12 protein-coding genes are annotated in these 14957 nt (G+C 71.8%); all 12 read left to right on the top strand.

Features of this window, described 5'->3' with window-relative positions:
• Positions 1–96 precede the first annotated feature (96 nt).
• On the top strand, positions 97–378 hold the full coding sequence (gene ftsL, locus Q0741_RS25955; RefSeq protein WP_298236088.1) for a cell division protein FtsL: 282 nt from the start codon (positions 97–99) through the stop codon (positions 376–378).
• Positions 375–2153 carry a penicillin-binding protein 2 gene (locus Q0741_RS25950; protein WP_298236087.1) on the top strand — a complete coding sequence of 593 codons (1779 nt, stop codon included), beginning with the start codon at positions 375–377 and terminating at the stop codon, positions 2151–2153. Before ftsL ends, Q0741_RS25950 begins: the two co-directional genes overlap by 4 nt.
• Before the next feature lie 94 nt (positions 2154–2247).
• Positions 2248–3765, top strand: coding sequence for a UDP-N-acetylmuramoyl-L-alanyl-D-glutamate--2,6-diaminopimelate ligase (locus tag Q0741_RS25945; RefSeq protein ID WP_298236086.1), 1518 nt, complete (start codon positions 2248–2250; stop codon positions 3763–3765).
• A gap of 88 nt (positions 3766–3853) precedes the next feature.
• On the top strand, positions 3854–5209 hold the full coding sequence (murF, locus tag Q0741_RS25940) for a UDP-N-acetylmuramoyl-tripeptide--D-alanyl-D-alanine ligase (protein ID WP_298236091.1): 1356 nt from the start codon (positions 3854–3856) through the stop codon (positions 5207–5209).
• Positions 5209–6390: a phospho-N-acetylmuramoyl-pentapeptide-transferase gene (gene mraY / locus Q0741_RS25935; protein ID WP_298236085.1), complete on the top strand. Its 1182-nt coding sequence runs from the start codon at positions 5209–5211 to the stop codon at positions 6388–6390. The genes murF and mraY overlap by 1 nt, the downstream gene beginning before the upstream one ends.
• Positions 6391–6399: 9 nt before the next feature.
• The gene (gene murD / locus Q0741_RS25930) at positions 6400–8151 is read left to right on the top strand and encodes a UDP-N-acetylmuramoyl-L-alanine--D-glutamate ligase (protein ID WP_298236084.1); all 1752 of its coding nucleotides are present in this window, start codon (positions 6400–6402) and stop codon (positions 8149–8151) included.
• Between the two features lie 53 nt (positions 8152–8204).
• The gene (ftsW, locus tag Q0741_RS25925) at positions 8205–9386 is read left to right on the top strand and encodes a putative lipid II flippase FtsW (RefSeq protein ID WP_298236090.1); all 1182 of its coding nucleotides are present in this window, start codon (positions 8205–8207) and stop codon (positions 9384–9386) included.
• Positions 9383–10459, top strand: coding sequence for an undecaprenyldiphospho-muramoylpentapeptide beta-N-acetylglucosaminyltransferase (gene murG, locus Q0741_RS25920; RefSeq protein ID WP_298236083.1), 1077 nt, complete (start codon positions 9383–9385; stop codon positions 10457–10459). The genes ftsW and murG overlap by 4 nt, the downstream gene beginning before the upstream one ends.
• Positions 10456–11862, top strand: coding sequence for a UDP-N-acetylmuramate--L-alanine ligase (murC, locus tag Q0741_RS25915; RefSeq protein ID WP_298236082.1), 1407 nt, complete (start codon positions 10456–10458; stop codon positions 11860–11862). Before murG ends, murC begins: the two co-directional genes overlap by 4 nt.
• Before the next feature lie 22 nt (positions 11863–11884).
• The gene (locus Q0741_RS25910) at positions 11885–12844 is read left to right on the top strand and encodes a D-alanine--D-alanine ligase (RefSeq protein WP_298236081.1); all 960 of its coding nucleotides are present in this window, start codon (positions 11885–11887) and stop codon (positions 12842–12844) included.
• A 20-nt stretch (positions 12845–12864) separates the two neighbouring features.
• Complete coding sequence (locus Q0741_RS25905; RefSeq protein ID WP_298236080.1) at positions 12865–13671, top strand: cell division protein FtsQ/DivIB; 807 nt, start codon at positions 12865–12867, stop codon at positions 13669–13671.
• Between the two features lie 14 nt (positions 13672–13685).
• Positions 13686–14915, top strand: coding sequence for a cell division protein FtsA (gene ftsA, locus Q0741_RS25900; protein ID WP_298236079.1), 1230 nt, complete (start codon positions 13686–13688; stop codon positions 14913–14915).
• The last annotated feature ends 42 nt before the right edge of the window (positions 14916–14957 follow it).

Here is a 14957-nt window from a genome sequence, read left to right as displayed (position 1 = left end):
GGCCGAGCGCACCGAGGTGCCGTTCGAGGCCGGCGTGCCGCTGCAGCCCGGCGCCGCGCGTGGCGCGCGCACGGCGCCGGCCGCGGGGAGGGGCCGATGACGCGGCTGAACTTCGTGCTGCTGGCCGCACTGGTGGGCAGCTGCATGTACATGGTGAAGATCACCTATGAAGGGCGCCAGCTGTTCACGGCGCTGGACCGCGCCCGCACCGAGGAGCGCCAGCACGAGCGCGACTTCAAGCGGCTGCAGGCCGAGCGCGAGGCGCAGGCCACCTCCGGGCGCGTGGAACAGGTCGCGCGCGAGCGGCTGTCCATGCGCACGGCCACGCCGGCCGTGACCTTCTACGTGGACGCCGCGGCGTCAGAGGTGCGGCGATGAGCGCGCTCAACCCGCGCGCCGGCGGCGGGAGCGTGCGCAGCGTCAACTACGCCACCAGCCCGCTGCTGGCGTCCAAGACGCCGCCGTGGCGCTCGCGGCTGCTGGTGGCGATGGTGGGCATCGGCTTCACGGCGCTGCTGGCGCGCGCGGCCTACGTGCAGGTCATCGGCACCGACTTCTTCCAGCAGCAGGGCGAGAAGCGCTACGTGCACACGCTGCAGATGCCCGCCAGCCGCGGCCGCATCCTCGACCGCAACGGCGCGCTGCTGGCCACCAGCGTGGCCGCGCCCTCGGTGTGGGCCATCCCCAAGGATCTCAACCCCGACTCCACCCCGGCGCAGCGCGCGGAACTGGCGCGGGCGCTGGGCATGAACCCGGCCGACCTGGAGAAGCGGCTGCAGGACAACCCCAATTTCGTGTGGCTGCGCCGACAGGTCGAGGACGAGACCTGGGCCAAGGTCAAGGCGCTCAACCTCAAGGGCGTGCACCAGGTCTCGGAGTTCAAGCGCCGCTACCCCGAGGGCGAGGCCGCCGCGCACGTGGTGGGCTTCACGGGCGTGGAGCAGACCGGGCAGGAGGGCATCGAGCTGGCCTTCCAGCGCGAGCTGCAGGGCAAGGACGGCTCGCGCGAGGTGGTCAAGGACCGGCTCGGCCGCGTGATCGAGGACGTGGGCCAGCAGCTCGATCCCATCGACGGGCGCGACATCGCGCTGTCCATCGACGCCAAGGTGCAGTTCTTCGCCTACCAGCGCATCCGCGACGCGGTGGCCGAGCACAAGGCCAAGGCCGGCAGCGTGGTCGTGCTCGACGTGGAGACGGGCGAGGTGCTGGCGCTGGCCAACTACCCCAGCTACGACCCGGGTGATCGCGGCAAGCTCACCGGCAACCAGCTGCGCAACCGCGCGCTCACCGACACCTTCGAGCCCGGCTCGACGATGAAGCCCTTCATCGCCGCGCAGGCCCTGGAAACCGGGCGCGTGCGCGCCGACACGCCCGTGGTCACCGCCGCAGGCAGCCTGGTCATCGGCGGGCGCACCATCCGCGACGCGCATTCGCACCCGGTGCTCACGGTGGCCGAGGTGATCCAAAAGTCCAGCAACGTCGGCGCGGCGCGGCTGGCGATGCAGATGCCCCCGCGCGAGATGTGGGAGCTCTATTCCAACCTGGGCTTCGGCCACAAGCCGCAGCTCAAGTTCCCCGGCACCGTCACCGGGCGGCTGCGTCCGTGGAAGACCTGGAAGCCCATCGAGCAGGCGACCATGTCCTACGGCTATGGTCTGTCGGCCTCGCTGCTGCAGATCGCGCAGGCCTACACCGCGTTCGCGCGCGACGGCGAGGTGGTGCCGGTGTCGATGTTCAAGCAGGACATGCCGCCGCCGGGGCTGCGCGTGTTCAAGCCTGAGACTGCGAGGGAAGTGCGCAAGATGCTGCAGATGGCCGCCGGCCCGGGCGGCACCGGCCCGCTGGCTCAGACCATCGGCTACTCGGTGGGCGGCAAGAGCGGCACCGCGCACAAGCAGGAAGGCGGCGGTTACGCCAGCAACAAGTACCGCTCCTGGTTCGTGGGCCTGGCGCCCGTGGACAAGCCGCGCGTGATCGTGGCGGTGATGGTGGACGAGCCCAGTGCCGGCAAGTACTTCGGCGGCACGGTGGCCGCCCCGGTGTTCAGCCAGGTGGTGCAACACACGCTGCGGCTGAAGAACATCGAGCCCGACCTGGAGGTCAAGCCCCAGATCGTCACCAAGGCCGTGCCGGCCGAGCCGGAGAGCTTCTGATGGCCGCCGCATGGATGCACCGGGCCGCTGCGCCCGCAACGGACGATTGCAAGGTGACGGCGCACCCGCGCACGCCGCCAGGGAGGGGGAAGCGATGGCAGTGACTGAGCTGGCCGACGCCGACGCGGCCGCGCGGTGGCTGCGCGAGCGCGCCACGGGCACGCTGCGCAGCGACAGCCGACAAGTACGCCCGGGCGACGCCTTCATGGCTTGGCCGGGCGCGGCGCACGACGCGCGCCGCTTCGTGGCCGGCGCGCTGGAAGCCGGCGCCGGCGCCTGCCTCGTGGCCGCCGAGGGCGTCGAGGCCTTCGGCTTCGACGACGCACGCATCGCGGCACTGCCCGGGCTCAAGGCGGCCGCGGGCCTGGTGGCCGCCTCCTTTTTCGGCACGCCCGGCGCGGCGCTGGAGCTGATCGCCGCCACCGGCACCAACGGCAAGACCTCCACGAGCTGGTGGACCGCGCAGGCGCTCACCGCGCTGTCGCGGCGCTGCGGCCTGGTGGGCACGCTGGGCATCGGCGAGCCGCCGCGCGCGGGCACGCGCGAGGGCGCGGCCATCGAGTTCACGGGCCTGACCACGCCCGACCCGGTGAGCTTCCACGCGGCGCTGCGCCGCTTCGCGGACGCGGGCTTCCAGGCCTGCGCGCTGGAAGCCTCCTCCATCGGGCTGGTGGAGCAGCGCCTGGCCGGCGCGCGCATCGCGGTGGCGCAGTTCACCAACTTCACGCGCGACCACCTCGACTTCCACGGCGACATGCAGGCCTACTGGGACTGCAAGCGCGCGCTCTTCGACTGGCCGGGGCTGCGTGCCGCGGCCATCAACCTCGACGACCCGCAGGGCTCGGTGCTGGCGCAGGAACTGGCCGCGCGCGGCGATCTCGAGCTCTGGACGTACTCGCTGCAGCAGCCCGCGCGGCTGCGTGCCGAGGGCCTGCGCTACGAGAACGGCGGCCTGGCCTTCGACCTGTACGAAGGAGGGCGCTCGCACGCCGTGCGCAGCCGCCTCATCGGCGACTACAACGCCAGCAACCTGCTGGCGGTGCTGGGCGCGTTGCGCGCGCTGGGCGTGCCGATGGCCGAAGCCGCGGCCGTGGTGCCGCTGCTCACGCCCGTGCCGGGGCGCATGCAGCAGGTGCGCGCCGAAACCGGCGCCCAGGCGCCGGAGGTGGTGGTGGACTACGCCCACACGCCCGATGCGCTGGAAAAGGCGCTCACCGCGCTGCGGCCGCTGGCGCGCGCGCGCGGCGGGCGGCTGTGGTGCGTGTTCGGTTGCGGGGGCGACCGGGACGCCACGAAGCGCCCGCTGATGGGCGCGATCGCACAACGTCTTGCGGATGACGTGGTGCTGACAAGCGACAATCCGCGGTCCGAGCCGCCGGGGGCCATCCTGGCGCAGATCGCAGCCGGGCTTCCCCACGGGGCCCAGGCCGCGGTCATCGAGGATCGCCGTGAGGCCATCCTCGACGCGGTGCGCTCGGCCGACCCCGCCGACGTGCTGCTCATCGCCGGCAAGGGACACGAGGACTACCAGGACATCGGCGGCCGCAAGCTGCCCTTCTCCGATATCGACGAGGCGCTGAACGCGTTGCGGACGCGAAAGGCGCAGCCATGACTCATCCAACTGCTTTCCATTTGACTTCGGCAGCGCGGCACGGCCGCGTTGCGGCGTCGAGCGCCCTCCACGGGAGGCGCGCATGACGATGCTGACCTTGCGCGAGGCCCAGGCGCTGCTGCCCGGCTCCACCCTGGTGGGTGCGCCGGACACGGCGCTTTCGCGCGTGCACACCGACACGCGCAGCCTGCAGCCGGGCGACCTGTTCGTCGCGCTGCGCGGCGAGCGCTTCGACGGCCATGACCACCTGGGCGCCGCGCGCGGCGCCGGCGCCGTGGCGGCCATCGCCCAGCGCGGCCTGGCCGAGGCCGGTTTGCCCGGGCTGCTGGTGGACGACACCCTGGCGGCGCTGCAGACGCTGGCCGCCGGCTGGCGCGCGCGTTTCGCCGCGCTGCCGCTGATCGCCGTCACCGGCAGCAACGGCAAGACCACCGTCACGCAGATGGCGGCGGCCATCCTGCGGGCCTGGCTCGCCGATGCGGCGCTGGCCACGGCGGGCAACTTCAACAACCACATCGGGCTGCCGCTGACGCTGCTGCGGCTGCGCCCCGGCCACCAGGCGGCCGTGGCCGAGCTGGGCATGAACCACCCCGGCGAGATCGCCGAGCTCGCGCGCATCGCACAGCCGACGGTGGCGCTGGTCAACAACGCGCAGCGCGAGCACCAGGAGTTCATGGCCTCGGTGGAGGCGGTGGCGCGCGAGAACGGCAGCGTGATCCAGGCGCTGGGCGCCGACGGCTGCGCGGTGTTCCCGGCCGACGACGCCTTCAGCGGCCTGTGGGCCGAGCTGGCCGGCGCGCGGCGCGTGCTGCGCTTCGGCCCGGGCGGCGAGGTGCAGGGCCAGGCGCAGTGGCTGAGCGACCACTGGTCGGTGGCGCTGGACACGCCGCTGGGCTCGGCGCGCCTCGTGCTGCGCATGCCCGGCGAGCACAACGTGCGCAACGCGCTGGCCGCTGCGGCCTGCGCGCTGGCCGCGGGCGCGCCGCTGGCGGCGGTGGTGCAGGGGCTGGAGGCCTTCCAGCCGGTGGCCGGCCGCTCGCAATTGAAGAAGCTGCTGCGCGGCGGCCGCGAGTTGCCGCTGGTGGACGACAGCTACAACGCCAACCCCGACTCCGTGCGCGCCGCCATCGAGGTGCTGGCCGCGCTGCCCGCGCCGCGGGCGCTGCTGTTGGGCGACATGGGCGAGGTGGGCGAGCAGGGGCCGGCCTTCCACCGCGAGGTGGGCGCGCTGGCGGCGCAGCGCGGCATCGAGACCTTCTGGTGCGCGGGCACGCTGTGCGCGCACGCGGCCGAGGCCTATGGCGCCGGCGCGCGCCACTTCGCCACGGTGGACGAGCTCGCCGCGGCGCTGCCGCAGCTGGGCGAGGCCGCTTCGGTGCTGGTGAAGGGCTCGCGCTTCATGCGCATGGAGCGCGTGCTGCCGCTGCTGGGGGAGGTGCGCTGATGCTGCTCCTGCTCACGCAATGGCTGGCCGAGCTGTATCCGGAGCGCCTGGGTTTCCTGCGCGTGTTCCAGTACCTGACGCTGCGCGCGCTGCTGGCGGCGATGACGGCGCTGCTCATCGGCATCGGCTTCGGCCCGCTGGTCATCCGCAAGCTCGCCGAGCTCAAGATCGGCCAGCCCATCCGCGAGTACGGCGTCGCGGCGCACATGGTCAAGAGCGGCACGCCCACCATGGGCGGCGTGCTGATCCTGCTGGGCATCGCCGTGTCCACGCTGCTGTGGTTCGACTGGGCCAACCGCTTCGTGTGGATCGTGATGATCGTCACCTTCGGCTTCGGTGCCATCGGCTGGGTCGATGACTGGCGCAAGGTGGTGCGCAAGGACCCGGAGGGCATGCGCTCGCGCGAGAAGTACTTCTGGCAGTCCGTGATCGGGCTGGTGGCGGCGCTGTACCTGGCCTTCAGCGTCAGCGAGACCTCGGCGATGCGCGTGATCGAGCTGTTCATGCGCTGGGTGGGCAGCGGCTTCTCCAACGATCTGCCGCCCAAGGCCGACCTGATCGTGCCCTTCTTCAAGAGCGTGAGCTACCCGCTGGGGGTGTTCGGCTTCATCGCGCTGACCTACGTGGTGATCGTGGGCGCCTCCAACGCGGTGAACCTCACCGACGGCCTGGACGGGCTGGCGATCATGCCGGTGGTGATGGTGGGCGCGTCGCTGGGCGTGTTCGCCTATGTCACGGGCAGCGCGGTGTACAGCCGCTACCTGCTGTTCCCCTACATCCCCGGCGCCGGCGAGCTGCTGGTGTTCACCTCGGCCATGGCCGGGGCGGGGCTGGCCTTCCTGTGGTTCAACGCGCACCCGGCCGAGGTGTTCATGGGCGACGTGGGCGCGCTGGCGCTGGGCGGGGCGCTGGGCACCATCGCCGTGATCACGCGCCAGGAGATCGTGCTGGCGGTCATGGGCGGCGTGTTCGTGGTCGAGGCGCTGTCGGTCATGGCCCAGGTGGCGTGGTTCAAGTACACCAAGAAGCGCTTCGGCGTGGGGCGGCGCATCTTCCTCATGGCGCCGCTGCACCACCACTTCGAGAAGTCCGGGTGGAAGGAGACGCAGGTCGTCATCCGGTTCTGGATCATCACCATGCTGCTGTGCCTGCTGGGGCTGGCCACGCTGAAGCTGCGCTGAGACACGGCCATGAGCTCCACCGCTTCCACTTCTCCCATGGTTGACCTGCAGGGCGTGCAGGTGCTGGTGCTGGGCCTGGGCGACTCGGGCCTGGCGATGGCGCGCTGGTGCGCTGCGCAGGGCGCGCGGGTGCGCGTCTGGGACTCGCGCGCCGAGCCGCCGCAGGCCGCGGCGCTCAGGGCCGAGTGGCCCGAGGTGCCCGTGTTCTGCGGCGAGCTGGTGCCGGCGGAGCAGCTGCAGGGGCTGCAGCTGCTGCTCAAGAGCCCGGGGCTGTCGCCGCAGGATGCGCGCATCGAACCGCTGATCACCGCCGCGCGCGCCATCGGCGTGCGCATCGAGGGCGAGCTGGGCCTGTTCGCGCGCGCGCTGGCCGCGCTCAAGGAGCGCCACGGCTACGCGCCGCGGGTGGTGGCCATCACCGGCACCAACGGCAAGACCACCGTCACCTCGTTGACCTCGCTGCTGCTGCGCCGCTGCGAACTGCGCGTGGCCACCGCCGGCAACATCGGTCCGACGCTGCTGGACACGCTGTCGCAGGCGCTGGCGCAGGAGACCTTCCCGCAGCCGCGGGCCGAGGCCGCCGGCGCCGCCGAGACGGCCGAGGCCACCGTCGCGGCACCGGCGCAGGACGGCGAGGGCGCCGCCGCCGAGGCCACCGCGTCCGCCGCCGTGGACCTGTCCGCGCCCGATGCGCCGTCGCTGCCGCCCCCACCGCCGCCCGCGCCGGTGTTCTCGCACCTGCCCGAGGCCTGGGTGCTGGAGCTCTCCAGCTTCCAGCTCGATGGCGTGCAGGGCTTCGAGCCCGATGCGGCGGTGGTGCTCAACGTGACGCAGGACCACCTGGACTGGCATGGCGACATGGCGGCCTACGCCCGCGCCAAGGCCGCCATCTACGGCCGCGATGCGGTGATGGTCGTCAACCGCGACGACCCGGCGGTGGAGGCCATGGTGCCGCCGCCCACGGTGGTCAAGGCCGCGGTGCGCGGCGGGCGTCCGCGTGTGGTCTCGCGCCGCGTCGTGCGCTTCGGGCTGGATGTGCCGCGCGTTCCCGGCGACTTCGGCCTGATCGAGGAGCGCGGGGTGGCCTGGCTGGTGCGCGCGCAAGGCGACGAGCAGCCGGTGGGCCCGCGCCGCCGCCGCGACGAGCAGCCCGAGATCCGGCTGCAGCGCCTGATGCCGGCGGATGCGCTGCGCATCCGCGGCCGCCACAACGCCGCCAACGCGCTGGCCGCGCTGGCGCTGGCCAGCGCCGTCGGCTGCCCGATGGGCCCGATGCTGCACGGCCTGCGCGAGTACCGCGGCGAGCCGCACCGCGTGGAGCCGGTGGGCATGGTCGGCGGCGTGGAGGCCTTCGACGACAGCAAGGGCACCAACGTCGGCGCCACGGTAGCCGCGCTCAACGGCCTGGGCTCGGACCGCGACCCGGCCAAGCTGCTGGTGATCCTGGGCGGCGACGGCAAGGGCCAGGATTTCACGCCGCTGGCCGAGCCCGTGGCGCGTTACGCGCGCGGCGTGGCCCTCATCGGCCGCGACGCGCCGGCGCTGCAGGAGGCGCTGGCCGCCGCCGGGGTGCCGATGCAGCGCTTCGACACCCTGGAGGACGCCACCGCCTGGTGCTTCGCTCAGGCGCGCGAGGGCGACGCCGTGCTGCTGAGCCCGGCCTGCGCGAGCCTGGACATGTTCCGCAACTACGCGCACCGCGCCGAAGTGTTCGTGGCCGCGGTGGCCGCGCTGGCCACCGAGCGAGGGGAGTCGCTGTGAAGGCCCTGCTGAGCCGCCTGCGGGGAGCGCGCGCAGCGGCGCGCGAGTACTCGTTGCCCGTGCGCGACTTCGTGCGCACCGCGCCGGCGCAGCCCGCGCGGCTCTCGGGCTTCGACCAGGGCCTGCTGTGGGTCACGATCGGGCTGCTGGCGCTGGGGTTGGTGATGGTCTATTCGGCCACCGTGGCATTGCCCGACAACCCGCGCTTCGCGCGCTACACGCCCACGTACTTCCTGGTGCGGCACCTGGCCGCGCTGGGCATCGGCTTCGTGGCCGCGCTGCTGGTGGTGCAGGTGCCGGTGGCGCAGTGGGAGAAGTGGGCGCCCTACCTGTTCGTGGGCTCGCTGGTGGGCCTGGTGGTGGTGCTGATCCCGCACGTGGGCCTGTCGGTCAACGGCGCGCGGCGCTGGATCCCGCTGGGGATCATGAACTTCCAGCCCAGCGAGGCGGCCAAGGTCGGCATCGCCATGTACGCCGCGAGCTACATGGTGCGCAAGATGGACATCAAGGAGCGCTTCTTCAAGGCGGTGCTGCCGATGGCCGTGGCGCTGGGCGTGATCGGCGTGCTGCTGCTGGCCGAGCCCGACATGGGCGCCTTCATCGTGATCGCCGCCGTGGCGCTGGGCATCCTGTTCCTGGGCGGCGTCAACGGCCGCATGTTCTTCCTCAGCGTGGCGGTGCTGGTGGGCGCCTTCGTGCTGATGATCGTGTTCAGCGAATTCCGTCGCCAGCGCATCTTTGCCTACCTGGACCCGTGGAACCCGGAGTACGCGCAGGGCAAGGCCTACCAGCTCACGCACTCGCTCATCGCGCTGGGCCGCGGTGAGCTCACCGGCCAGGGCCTGGGCAACAGCGTGGAGAAGCTGCACTACCTGCCCGAGGCGCACACCGACTTCCTGCTGGCGGTGGTGGGCGAGGAGCTGGGCTTCGTGGGCGTGGCGTTCGTGGTGTGCGCCTTCTTCTGGCTCACGCGGCGCATCTTCCACATCGGCCGCCAGGCCATCGCGCTGGACCGCGTCTTCGCCGGGCTGATGACGCAGGGCGTCGGCATCTGGATGGGCGGCCAGGCCTTCATCAACATGGGCGTGAACCTGGGGCTGCTGCCCACCAAGGGCCTGACGCTGCCGCTCATGAGCTACGGCGGCTCGGCCATCCTGATGAATCTCGTGGCGCTGGCGCTGGTGATGCGGGTGGACATCGAGAACCGCGCGCTGATGCGGGGAGGCCGCGCATGAGCCGCCACCTCGTGATCATGGCGGCGGGCACCGGCGGGCACGTGATCCCCGGCCTGGCCGTGGCGCGCGAGATGCAGCAGCGCGGCTGGAGCGTGAGCTGGCTGGGCACGCCCGCGGGCATGGAGAACAAGCTCGTTCCGCCTTCGGGCATCACGCTGGACCGCATCGGCTTCAGCGGCCTGCGCGGCAAGGGGCTGGTGCACACGCTCACCGGCGGCATGCGGCTGCTCAAGGCCTTCATCGAATGCCTGGGCATCCTGCGCCGGCGGCGCGCCGATGCGGTGCTGGGCATGGGCGGCTACGTCTGCTTCCCCGGCGGCATGATGGCCGCGGCGCTGGGCAAGCCGCTGGTGCTGGTCAACGCCGACGCGGCGCTGCTGCTGAGCAACAAGGCGCTGCTGCCGGTGGCCGACGGCGTGGCCTTCGGCTTCGACGGCCAGGCCGCCACGCAGGTGAAGCACGCCACCGTCACCGGCAACCCGGTGCGTGCCGAGATCGAGGCGCTGCCCGCGCCCGAAGCACGCTTCGCCGCTCGCCAGGGGCCGCTGCGGCTGCTGGTGGTGGGCGGCAGCCTGGGCGCCAAGGTGCTCAACGAGACGCTGCCCGCGGCGCTGGCGCTGATGGACCCGGCGCAGCGTCCGCTGGTGACGCAGCAGACCGGCACCGCCCACATCGACAGCGTGCGCGCCGCCTACGCCCAGGCCGGCGTGCAGGCCGAGCTGTTGCCCTTCATCGACGACATGGCCCAGCGCCTGGCGGACTGCGACGTGGTGCTGTGCCGCGCCGGCGCGGTGACGGTGAGCGAGCTCTGTGCCGCGGGCGTGGCCAGCATCCTGGTGCCGCTGATCGTCAGCACCACCTCCCACCAGCGCGACAACGCTGCCTACATGGCGCAGCACGGTGCCGCCATCCACCTGCCGCAGTCCGAGCTCTCCCCCCAGGCGCTGGCGCAGCGCCTGGCAGGGCTGGAGCGCCCGCAACTGCTGGCCATGGCGCGGCAGGCCCGCGCCCTGGCCCGGCCGCGCGCCGCCGCGCGCGTGGCCGACACCATCGAAAAGCTCGTCAAGACATGAAACACGCCGTCAAGCACATCCATTTCGTCGGCATCGGCGGCGCCGGCATGAGCGGCATCGCCGAGATCCTGCACAACCTGGGCTACGTGGTCTCGGGCTCGGACCAGTCCGAAAGCGTCACCACGCGGCGCCTGGCGGAGCTGGGCATCCGCGTCTTCATCGGCCACGAGGCCGCGCAGATCCAGGGCGCCCAGGCGGTGGTGACCTCCACCGCCGTGCGCGGCGACAACCCCGAGGTCATTGCCGCGCGCGCGAAACGCGTGCCCGTGGTGCCGCGGGCCTTGATGCTGGCCGAGCTGATGCGATTGAAAGCCGGCATCGCCATCGCCGGCACGCATGGCAAGACCACCACCACCTCGCTGGTCACCAGCGTGCTGGCCGAGGCCGGGCTCGACCCCACTTTCGTCATCGGCGGCAAGCTCAACAGCGCCGGCGCCAACTCGGCGCTGGGCAAGGGCGAGCACATCGTGGTGGAGGCCGACGAGAGCGATGCTTCCTTCCTCAACCTCAGCCCGGTGCTGTCGGTGGTCACCAACATCGACGCCGACCACATGGACACCTACGGCCACGACTTCGCGCGGCTCAAGGGCGCCTTCGTCGAGTTCCTGCACCGCATGCCTTTCTACGGCGCGGCGGTGCTGTGCGGCGACGACCCCGGCGTGCGCTCGATCATGCCGATGGTCTCGCGCCCGGTGGTGAGCTACGGCATGGGTGAGGACGCGCAGGTGCGCGCGGTGGACGTGCAGGCGCTGCCCGGCGGGCAGATGCGCTTCACGGTGCGCCGGCGCAACGGCGAGAAGCTGCCGGACCTGCGCATCACGCTCAACCTGCCCGGCGAGCACAACGTGCGCAACGCGCTGGCGGCCATCGCCATCGCGACGGAGCTGGAGATTCCCGACGCGCCCATCGCCGCGGCGCTGGCCAAGTTCGGTGGCGTGGGCCGGCGCTTCCAGCGCTATGGCGACTTGCTGGGCGCACAGGGCCGTTTCACGCTCATCGACGATTACGGCCACCACCCGGTGGAGATGGACGCCGTGCTGTCGGCCGCGCGCGGCGCCTTCCCCGGACGGCGCCTGGTGCTGGCCTTCCAGCCGCACCGCTACACGCGCACGCGCGACTGCTTCGAGGACTTCGTGAAGGTCATGGGGCAGGCCGACGCCGTGCTGCTGACCGAGGTGTATGCCGCGGGCGAGAGCCCGATCGTGGCCGCCGACGGCCGCAGCCTGGCGCGCGCGCTGCGCGTGGCGGGCAAGGTGGATCCGGTGTTCGTGGACGACGTGGGGGCGCTGCCGCAGGCCATCGCCGACTTCGTGCGCGAAGGCGACGTGGTGATCTCCATGGGCGCGGGCTCCATCGGCGCGGTGCCGGGGCGCCTGGTCGAGATGCTGCCGCGCGGCGAATGAGATCGGCAAGGGAGGGGCGGACATGAACGTGAAATCACTGGGCAAGGTGGCGGTGCTCATGGGCGGCGAATCCGCCGAGCGCGAGATCTCGCTGCTGTCGGGCAACGGCGTGCTGCAGGCGCTGTTGTCGCAGGGCGTGGACGCGCACGCCTTCGACCCGGGTCAGCGGCCGCTGGCCGAGCTCAAGAGCGAGGGCTTCAGCCGCTGCTTCATCGCGCTGCACGGGCGCCATGGCGAGGACGGCACGGTGCAGGGCGCGCTGGAGCTGCTGGGTATTCCCTACACCGGCTCGGGCGTAATGGCCAGCGCCATCGCCATGGACAAGGTGATGACCAAGCGCGTGTGGAGCGCCGAAGGGCTGCCCATGCCGCGCCAGGCGGTGCTGCGGCGCCAGGACTGCAGCCCCGAGCGGCTGGCGGCGGTGGTGGCCGAGCTGGGCCTGCCGCTGATCGTCAAGCCGCCGCACGAGGGCAGCTCCATCGGCATGACCAAGGTGGAGCAGGCCTCGCAGCTGGCCGCCGCGGTGGAGCTCGCGGCGCACCACGACAGCGTGGTGCTGTGCGAGGAATTCATCGAAGGCGCGGAGCTGACCTGCCCGGTGCTGGGCGAGGGCGACGCGGCGCAGGCGCTGCCCGTGATCCGCATCGTGCCGCCGGCCGCCGGCTACGACTACAACAACAAGTACTTCACCGACGAGGTGAAGTACCTCGTGCCCAGCGGGCTGGACGCCGCGCTGGAGGCCCGGATCCAGCAGATCGTGCTGCGCGCGTACCGCGTGCTGGGCTGCCGCGGCTGGGGCCGCGCCGACCTGATGCTGCGCAAGAGCGACGGCGAGCCCTTTCTGCTGGAGATGAACACCTCGCCGGGCATGACCGGGCACTCGCTGGTGCCGATGTCCGCGCGCGCCGCGGGCATCAGCTACGAGCAGTTGTGCCTGCGGCTGCTGACGCAGGCGGCGCTGGACGGCGGCGCGCGGGGCTGAAGGGGACGGGACGCACGACCATGGTTGCCCGAGCAATGGTCCCGCTGCCGCCCGACGTGCGGCTCACGAACGCGGTGGCCAGCCTGATCTACACGCTGGTGGTGCTGGGGCTGTTGGCCGCGGCGGCGCACTGGGCGTCGCGGCTGCCGCTGTTCGCGCTGCGCGTGATCAGCGTCGAAGGCGAGATCGAGCGCAGCACCCCGGTGCAGCTGCGCAACGAGGCCGTGCCGCAGCTGCGGGGCAACTTCTTCACGCTGGACCTGCAGTCCGCGCGCGAGGCCTTCGAGGCCCTGCCCTGGGTGCGCCAGGCGGTGCTGCACCGGGTCTTCCCCAACCGGCTGGAGGTGCGGCTGCTGGAGCATCGCGCCGCGGCGATCTGGGACGGCGGCGAGGAAGGTGGGGACCGGCTCGTGAGCACGCAGGGCGAGATTTTCGAGGCCAACGTCGGCGACGTGGAGGACGAGGGTCTGCCCGTCTTCGAAGGCCCCGAGGATGGCGCCGCGCGCATGCTGGGGATGCACGCGCGGCTGGCGCCGGTGTTCGAGCCGCTGGGCGGCATCCGGCGGCTCAAGCTCAGCGCGCGCGGCTCCTGGAGCGTGGACGTCGGTGGCAGCGGCAGCGGTGCCGCGCACGTGGAACTGGGCCGCGGCAACGACGTGGACGTCGCCGCGCGCAGCGAGCGCTTCGTGCGCACGCTGGCGCAGGTCACGGCCCACTACGAGCGGCCCCTGCAATATGCCGACCTGCGCCACAAGGACGGCTACGTGGTGAAGTTGAAGGGCATCTCGACCACGCTGTCCGCGACGGCAGCGAAGAAATCCAAATAGAGGGCAGGCAGGCAATGGCCAAGGAATACAAGGATCTGGTGGTCGGGCTGGACATCGGCACCGCCAAGGTGATGGCGGTGGTGGCCGAGGTGCTGCCCGGCGGGGAGCTTCGCGTGGCGGGGCTGGGAGTGGCCTCCTCGCATGGGCTCAAGCGTGGCGTGGTGGTCAACATCGACGCCACCGTGCAGAGCATCCAGCAGGCGCTCAAGGAGGCCGAGATGATGGCCGACTGCAAGATCAGCCGCGTCTACACCGGCATCACCGGCAGCCACATCCGCGGGCAGAACTCCACCGGCATGGTGATCGTGCGCGACAAGGAGGTCACGCCGGTGGACGTGGCGCGGGTGGTGGAGACGGCCAAGGCCATCAACATCCCCAACGACCAGAAGGTGCTGCTGGTCGAGCCGCAGGAGTTCGTGATCGACGGCCACGAGGTCAAGGAGCCCATCGGCATGAGCGGCGGGCGCCTGGAAGTGAAGGTGCACATCGTTACCGGCGCACAGAGCGCGGCGGAGAACATCGTCAAGTGCGTGCGCCGCTGCGGGCTGGAGGTGGAGCAGCTCATGCTCAACCCCAGCGCTTCCAGCGCGGCGGTGCTCACCGAGGACGAGCGCGCGCTGGGCGTGGCGCTGGTGGACATCGGTGCGGGCACCACCGACGTGGCCATCTTCACCGGCGGCTCGATCCGCCACACGGCCGTGATCCCGATCGCGGGCGACCTCATCACCAGCGACATCGCCATGGCGCTGCGCACGCCGACCAAGGACGCCGAGGAGATCAAGGTCGAGTTCGGCGTGGCCAAGCAGCTGCTGGCGGACCCGGCCGAGCAGGTCGAGGTGCCGGGCCTGGGCGACCGCGGCCCGCGCATGCTCTCGCGCCAGGCGCTGGCCGGCGTGATCGAGCCGCGCGTGGAGGAGATCTTTTCGCTGGTGCACCAGGTCATCCGCGACAGCGGCTACGAGGAATTGCTCTCCAGCGGCATCGTCATCACCGGCGGCAGCGCCGTGATGCCGGGCATGGTGGAGTTGGGCGAAGACATCTTTCTGAAACCCGTGCGCAAGGGGCTGCCGACCTATCACGGCGCCCTGCATGACATGGTGGCCAACCCCCGGTCGGCCACCGTGATGGGTTTGCTGGAGGAGGCACGCTTGGCCAGGGCACGCGGCATCAAGGCCGCGGCGCAGGCCGGTAGCGTGAAAACAATGTTTGGTCGCGCACGCGACTGGTTTCTCGGGAATTTTTGACGCTGGGCTATCGCAGGCAACCCGGCTGTGTCAACCTAGGAA

Origin of the sequence: uncultured Azohydromonas sp. (genome assembly GCF_937926365.1) — a bacterium.
Lineage (GTDB): Bacteria > Pseudomonadota > Gammaproteobacteria > Burkholderiales > Burkholderiaceae_C > Azohydromonas.
This window is presented reverse-complemented; position numbering and strand designations above follow the sequence as displayed.

Bases quoted from the DNA above. Each gene is read 5' to 3' on its own strand.
- ftsL (WP_298236088.1), top strand. From the start codon at position 97: ATGACGCGGCTGAACTTCGTGCTGCTGGCCGCACTGGTGGGCAGCTGC.
- Q0741_RS25950 (WP_298236087.1), top strand. From the start codon at position 375: ATGAGCGCGCTCAACCCGCGCGCCGGCGGCGGGAGCGTGCGCAGCGTC.
- Q0741_RS25945 (WP_298236086.1), top strand. From the start codon at position 2,248: ATGGCAGTGACTGAGCTGGCCGACGCCGACGCGGCCGCGCGGTGGCTG.
- murF (WP_298236091.1), top strand. From the start codon at position 3,854: ATGCTGACCTTGCGCGAGGCCCAGGCGCTGCTGCCCGGCTCCACCCTG.
- mraY (WP_298236085.1), top strand. From the start codon at position 5,209: ATGCTGCTCCTGCTCACGCAATGGCTGGCCGAGCTGTATCCGGAGCGC.
- murD (WP_298236084.1), top strand. From the start codon at position 6,400: ATGAGCTCCACCGCTTCCACTTCTCCCATGGTTGACCTGCAGGGCGTG.
- murG (WP_298236083.1), top strand. From the start codon at position 9,383: ATGAGCCGCCACCTCGTGATCATGGCGGCGGGCACCGGCGGGCACGTG.
- murC (WP_298236082.1), top strand. From the start codon at position 10,456: ATGAAACACGCCGTCAAGCACATCCATTTCGTCGGCATCGGCGGCGCC.
- Q0741_RS25910 (WP_298236081.1), top strand. From the start codon at position 11,885: ATGAACGTGAAATCACTGGGCAAGGTGGCGGTGCTCATGGGCGGCGAA.
- Q0741_RS25905 (WP_298236080.1), top strand. From the start codon at position 12,865: ATGGTTGCCCGAGCAATGGTCCCGCTGCCGCCCGACGTGCGGCTCACG.
- ftsA (WP_298236079.1), top strand. From the start codon at position 13,686: ATGGCCAAGGAATACAAGGATCTGGTGGTCGGGCTGGACATCGGCACC.